The 6,619-nt window shown below is 64.4% G+C and carries 5 protein-coding genes and 1 pseudogene; 4 read left to right on the top strand and 2 right to left on the bottom strand.

The features are described 5' to 3' along the window. Positions 1 to 1,074 (top strand): annotated as a pseudogene (locus VEI45_RS21605) (glycosyl transferase); the annotation flags it as partial. A 29-nt stretch (positions 1,075 to 1,103) separates the two neighbouring features. Here VEI45_RS21605 and VEI45_RS21610 read toward each other — a convergent pair. Next, a complete protein-coding gene (locus VEI45_RS21610; protein WP_324856569.1) occupies positions 1,104 to 1,649 on the bottom strand; it encodes a hypothetical protein in 546 nt (181 codons plus the stop codon). Between the two features lie 2 nt (positions 1,650 to 1,651). Beyond that, positions 1,652 to 2,863, bottom strand: coding sequence for a cytochrome P450 (locus VEI45_RS21615; RefSeq protein WP_324856570.1), 1,212 nt, complete (start codon positions 2,861 to 2,863; stop codon positions 1,652 to 1,654). Between the two features lie 230 nt (positions 2,864 to 3,093). Here VEI45_RS21615 and VEI45_RS21620 point away from each other — a divergent pair, with 230 nt between their 5' ends. The 3 genes from VEI45_RS21620 to VEI45_RS21630 all read left to right on the top strand — a co-directional run. Further along, positions 3,094 to 3,711: a TetR family transcriptional regulator gene (locus VEI45_RS21620; RefSeq protein ID WP_324856571.1), complete on the top strand. Its 618-nt coding sequence runs from the start codon at positions 3,094 to 3,096 to the stop codon at positions 3,709 to 3,711. After that, on the top strand, positions 3,711 to 5,261 hold the full coding sequence (locus tag VEI45_RS21625; protein ID WP_324856572.1) for an FAD-dependent monooxygenase: 1,551 nt from the start codon (positions 3,711 to 3,713) through the stop codon (positions 5,259 to 5,261). Before VEI45_RS21620 ends, VEI45_RS21625 begins: the two co-directional genes overlap by 1 nt. Before the next feature lie 462 nt (positions 5,262 to 5,723). Continuing rightward, positions 5,724 to 6,619 (top strand): YncE family protein (locus VEI45_RS21630; RefSeq protein WP_324856573.1); only part of this gene is annotated, 896 nt, incomplete at its 3' end.

Below are 6,619 nucleotides of genomic sequence, written 5' to 3' on the forward strand. Positions count from 1 at the left end.
GGCTCGGACGAGGGGACCTTCTGGGCGATGCTGCGGGTCGCGCAATCGATGGAGATGCTCGGCGAACCGTGGCCCGATGTCCACGAGGCCTACCTGCGGGCTTGGGAGTTTCGACCGACCCGCGCGGAGCCACTCTACGACATCGCTCGCCATTACATTGCCGAGAAGCGCTGCCAGCTCGGCTACCTTTTTGCCGTACGCGCCGCCGAAATCCCGCTGCCCGAAGACGACATGACGATTCCGCACCCAGACCTCTACGCTTGGCGCACAACCTTTCAGCAGCTGGTGTGCGCGTACCACATAGAGAAGCATGCCGAAGCGTTCACGCTGTCGCGGCGCCTGCTGGCCCGCCCTGACATCCCCCATGGTGATCGGCAAGGGATCGCGAGCATTCGAGATTTGACGGTGCCGACGATGCTTGAGGCGGCATCGTCATACCCAGATGTGTTGGCGCGCAACCTCATCGCTGGACCACCCGACGCCGAGGTCACCGTCAGCCTGGTCGCCGGAGCGGATCGAGTTACCACCGAGGAGACGCTGAACTCGTTTCTGCACTGCTGCACTGACATCTCACGGGTCGGACGCTTCCTGGTGGTCGATGCCGGCCTGTCGGCCGAAGATCGCGCGATACTGCATGAGGGATACACGTTCCTCGAGTTTGTCGACTGGGCCCCCGGCATCAACCTCCGCGACCACGTCCACGGACGCTACTGGCTGCATCTGGGGCAGGGCTGGCGGTTCTTCGCCCCCGAGAAATTGATCGCGCGCCTTATCGCGGTCCTCGACGCCGAAACCCAAGTGTTCCGAGTCGGAATCAACCTCGACGACGCAGTCGCGCTGACTGGCTCCAGCGCGCCCGAACAGACGGTGCGCCGAACACCGGACGCGGGCCGCTACGTCCTTAGCGACGTGGTGGTCAGAGGCCCGGCGATGTCCGACACCGCACGACTAGATCGAGCCGGCCGCATCGACACCACCGACCCCGATCCCGTCGCCGAATTCCAACGACGCGCCGCCGCCGCCGGGCTGCAGACCGCCAGCCTCGACGAAGTGCTCTGCATTACCGCCGCCTGACAAGCGAAGTCAGGGTGTTGTGACCGATTTCAATCATCTTTGGAAGGCGGGAAACGTGTCAGGCAATACGTCGTCAAGTCAAGTATCAACGCGTCTCGCTGAGCCTGACGCGGCACCCCGCCGGCACTGGCACTTTGAATTGTCATGAACAGCCGTACGATCGCGAGAGGGTTGAGCTGGTTCGCGGCGTCCTGAAAGCTCGCCAGAATTCTCGGGACATCTTCGCCGTCCAGCGCGACTAACGCCATAATTTTCTGGACCCGCTCAGTTATCTCGACTTCATCAGTCAACCCACATATGGCGCTGCCGTGTGACTCGATCCGCCTGTACATGTCGAGCAAGCCTTGCCCGTACAGCATTTTGAGGTCATTAACGTAGCGCCGCAAGTCTTTCGCGTCCTGCGGGTTCGGTTGTTCGATTTCTGCTAAGTGCTTCGGGATCAGTTCCTCTGGACGTTCACCGACCGCCCTCAGGAACGCGTTGATGTGGGTCTCCAGGTCGGCGTCGTCCACGTCACCGGTCACGCGCCTCTCCTCCTCATCGCTGCGCTCTGCGTCGTCGCCGGCGCGGGTCATGCCTACCAGCGCAGCTTTAGGCGGCGCAGGTGAGTGACGCTGGTAGGTTTATGCACGACCGTCGGCGTGAAGCCCGGTTTGAGTTCGAAATTTGGGATGCGGTTCAACCATTCGGTCAAAAACGCGTCCATTTCAAGACGAGCCAGGTGCATGCCCAAGCATCTGTGCATGCCGCCGCCGAATGCCCAGTGGCGCTGGCGCCGGACCTCTCCGTGGCTGCCCCTCGATATCTCATCGCCGCCGTTTGTTCTGCCCGCGGCTTCCAGAGCCAGCCACACCGAACTGAGCGCCGGGATTGCGACACCACCGATCTCGACTTTTCTCGTGGTTACGCGCGGAATGCCCGGCCCTGGCGGCTCCAACCGGAAGATTTCCTCGGCGAACGCGGGGATCTGTGCTGGGTCCTCGCGCAGTTGGGCCCGCAGTTGTGGGTCGCGTGCGAGATGCAGAAGGGCGAAAGTGATTGCGGAGGCCACCATTTCAATGCCTGCAACAGAGAACAATAAAAGGATGACCGACGACACTTCGACGTTGGTGAGCGGAAAATCTTTATCACCCGCGAGTTGTTCCAGGAGCGGCCACAGAATACCGGGCGGCCGCTCGGGATCGCGCAGCCCGGCGTCGAGGCTGGTGTTAAGCCACGTGACGAGTTCAAGTTGGGCTTGCCCGGTGGTGTCGCCGATTACCGCGGCCCTGGTCATCTCGTGCGCCCGAGCGTCGTCGGGCGGTAGCCCGCACACCATAAATAGCGCTTGGCAGGCGTAGTTGTCGGCGACACTGGCCGCATCGCAGTGCCTTCGAGCAGCGACGGTGTCGACCAGCTTCCCGGCGCGGGCCCGCAACTCCGGAGCGAAGGGAGCCAACGTTCTGGGGCTGAAGAGCGGATGCAAGACCTTGCCGAAACGGGCATGCTCCGCTCGCGTGCCGCATGAGAGCGGCACCTGCGGAAGCGGTGCGCCGAACAATTGGATCGCGAAGGTTTTCGGCGGCGACGCAAATGTTTGCGGGTCGAGCAACGCCGCGCGCACGTCGTCCCGGTGGGTCAGGTAGTAGCCGTGCAGCGTCGGATCGCCGGTGTCTATTTTCACCACTGGGCCCAGCTCGCGAAGGTGGCGCCAGTAGGCGGCGCGGTCTGCAGCGAAGAACGGACTTTCCTTGTGGTGTAGCGGAGGCGAAGTCACGCTGCCACTCGCGGGCATGTCGTTGTCGTTCATCGCCTGGGTTAGCTCCGGTGTGGTCGCAGTGGTGTCGAGCAGTGCGACCAGGATCGCCAGGAGCGTGGCTCGGCGTTGTCGCAGCCCTCGGGGAGTCGTCGGATCACGTCAGGTTACCCAACTCGCCGCTCTAGGGCGCGACCAACGTTGCGGCCAGGCGGGGACCACGCCGAAAATTTGCCCGTCGCGCAATATTGCCCACTAGGCAAGTTCAAGCTACGTTTGGCGGCATGGACCACGCACAACCGCTCGGTCTTCGGGAACGTAAGAAGCTCGATACCCGCAAGGCGCTCAGCGACGCCGCAGCGCAGTTGGCCTTCGAGCGCGGCTTCGGGAACGTCACCCGGGACGACATCGCGGCGAGGGCCGGGGTGTCTTTGCGCACCTTCAGCAATTACTTCGCCGGCAAGTACGACGCGCTGGCCTACCGGCAGATCGAACGGACCCGCCGTAGCCTGGCCATGCTGCGCCAACGGCCCCCCGACGAACCGCTGTGGTCCGCGGTCACCGCGGCACTCCTGGAACCGCTGGAGGCCGAAGGGGCCGAAGACTTTCTACCGAGCACTGCCCAGCAGGCGGAGCTTCGCAAGATCCTGCTGGCGTCCGAGGTCCGCATGGCGGTATCGAAAGAGGTATTCGCCGAGTGGGTCGACGAGATTGCCCGGCGAACCGGGACCGACCCGGCCCGAGACATGTACCCGCGCTTGGTGGTCGGCGTGATCCGTGCAGTCGTCGAGGCCGCGATGGATGCCTACGTCCAAGCCGATCCACCCGCGCACATCACCACTTTGCTTCGGCGCGGATTGGCCGATGTCGCGGCGGGCTTTCCCCTGGAGGTGTCGCAATGATGCACGAAAGTCGAGTCGACGTCGTCGTATCCGGCGCAGGCCCCAACGGTCTGATGCTGGCGTGTGAACTCGCGCTGAGCGGCGTGCACCCAATTGTCTTGGATGCGCTTCCCGAACCCAGCGCTGAGCCCAAAGCCAATGGCCTTGTCGGCCAGGTGGTTCGGATGCTTGACATGCGTGGGCTGTATCGCGCCTTCACCGGCGCGCTCGACCCTCCTGCGCCGATTCCCGGCTTTATCTTCAGCGGGCTGCCGGTGTCGTTCGCCGGGCTGCCAGATAACCCGATGTACAGCTTGCTGATACCACAGCCTCGGCTGGTGCGACTGCTGGCGAAGCGCGCCCGCGATCTCGGCGTCGACATCCGCTGGGGCCATGAGCTGACCGATCTGGCTCAGCACGACCGTGGCGTCAACCTCAACGTGGCAGGGCCAGACGGAGTGTACGAGCTCGCGACGAGGTACCTGGTCGGCGCCGACGGTGGACACAGCCTCGTCCGCAAGAGCGTCGGTATCGGGTTTCCCGGCAGCACCACCCCGATGGTCACCCGGATCGCGCAGGTGCACATTTCGGACGAACTGCGCACCGGCGACGGCGGCATCGTCATTCCCGGGCTGGGGCGACTTGCGTTCGGGCACAACCGCTTAGAGCGCGGCGGCTTCGCTTACGGCGAGGTCGAGCCAAGTCCGGTGGTCGCGACGATGGAGTTCGACGGCGACACGGTGTCCGACGACACACCCATGACGTTGGCAGAACTCAGCGAGAGTCTGCGCCGCGTGCTCGGCGTCGACCTGCCGTTCGAACCTCCGCGTGGACCGGGCCCGCATGCGCTGCGCCGGATCAACGGCCTCAACACCAGACAGGCCGAGCGCTATCGCGAAGGCAACGTGATCTTGGTCGGTGACTCGGCTCACGTGCACTCGGGGATGGGCGGACCCGGCCTCAACCTGGGACTGCAGGACGCGATCAACCTCGGGTGGAAGCTCGCCGCCACAGTAAACGGTTGGGCGCCAACGGAATTGCTTGACACCTACGACACCGAGCGGCATCCGGTGGGGGAGCGGGTGATGATGCAGTCGATGTCACAGACCGCACTGATGGCCCCGGGCCCGGAGGTCGCGGCGCTACGGCTTCTGATGGGCGAGCTGCTGGCGAAGCCGGACGCCGCTGCGCACATCGCAGCCCTGCTCTCCGGAGCGGACGTCCGCTACGACATCGGTGACAGCCATCGGCTGTCCGGCAGATTGGTTCCCGACTTCACATTGCCCAGCGGAGAGCGGGTTGCCGAACTCTTGCACACGGCACGCCCGGTGCTGCTCGATTTCACCGGCGGGACGTTCGCTGAATCGGCGGCGCCGTGGCGGGGTCGGGTCGACGTGACGACCGTCGATGGTTCCAGCGGCACCGCTGCTGCGATCCTGATCCGGCCCGACGGCTACGTCGCGTGGGCCGCAGACGGTTGTACGCCGGGCGATGTGGACCGGTTACGCGCCGCGTTGGGCCGCTGGTTCGGACCCGCCCGGCGCAACGCCCAGGCAGCGGCGGCTGGATGACAGCGGCTGCGCCTGTGCATTTCCGCGAAATCACCAGCGCCGCACGCGGGTCGCTTAGGCCGATGTGACTTGCGCCTCTTTTCTTCGCTACAGACGGTAAGAGGCTCTTATTTATCGATAATCATGTCTTTGGTCGCTCTCGGTTAGCGAAAGTCACGAAGTACCTGGCAAACCCGACTGGGTCGTTTGCTGATTGAGAGCGGGATTGGTACGCAACAGATTTTGTTTAAGGACGCCCTGAGCTACCGACGTGACATGGGCAACAATCGGTCAAACTATGCTTTTTAGGCCCAAATTCAGCCGCTAGACTCGTTCGGAATGCGGCGCCCCCACGCGCCCGATCCGAGGATCCAGGGTTTGCGTAGCGGAAGCGTTTGACCGGCGGAAGCGTTTCACCGCTCGGATATCGAACGTCCGCCCACCACGGACCAACGAGAAGAGGCTGGTGCCACTGTGAACGATGTGAGCCGTGCGAACGAAATGGGCAATGTCCCCGGCTTCACGGTCGTGGCCGAGATCGCCGTGCAGGGCGGCACCATCAGCGGGATCGCGGTCAGTCCGGACGGCGCGTGGCTGATGGTCACCCACCACGGCGACGACAGTTTTTCGTTCATCGACCCGGTGAGTAGCGCCGTCGCACAAACGGTCGTCGGCATCGACGAACCGTTCGCCGTCGCCGTGTCGGACACACCGGAAGGCCGTGCCTACGTCAGCACCACATCGCCGGCGTACGACTCGATTCTGGCCTTCGACATCGATGCCAACCAGGTCGTCGAGGCGCACCGGGTGGCGCACAGCGTGACCGATCTGGCGGTCAGCCCGGACGGGAAACGCGTTTACGCCAGCCGGACTGCGGCCAACGGCGCCGACGTCGCGATCCTCGACACCACGACGGGAAACGAAGACGCCATCGGCATCGCGGCGACGGCCGGCACCACCGCGGAGTGCGTGCGCGTCAGCCCGGACGGCCGCCGGCTGTATGTCGCGGCCAACGGACCATTCGCGGCAGAACTCGTCGTGATCGACACGCAGTCCAATCGCGTGCTGAACACCGTCGAAATCGGTGCGCCGATCCGGGATATCGCGCTGAGCCCGGACGGCGCCACCGCGTATGTCGGCAGCTGCGGTCCGGACTTCAGCGCGGTGCTCGACGTCGTGGAGATCGGGGGCACCCGCGCCGGCGCCATCGCCAGCACTTACAAGATCGGCGAGATCGCCGGCTGGCTGACGCAATTGGCGTTGAGTCGCGACGGCCACCGGGCATATCTCGTCGGGGACCACGGCGTCACGGTGTGGTCCACCGCAACGCACGACGTTATCGGCAGCATCGTGGTCGGTGCGCAGCCGTCATGCGTGAC

Source organism: Mycobacterium sp., assembly GCF_035623875.1.
GTDB lineage: Bacteria > Actinomycetota > Actinomycetes > Mycobacteriales > Mycobacteriaceae > Mycobacterium.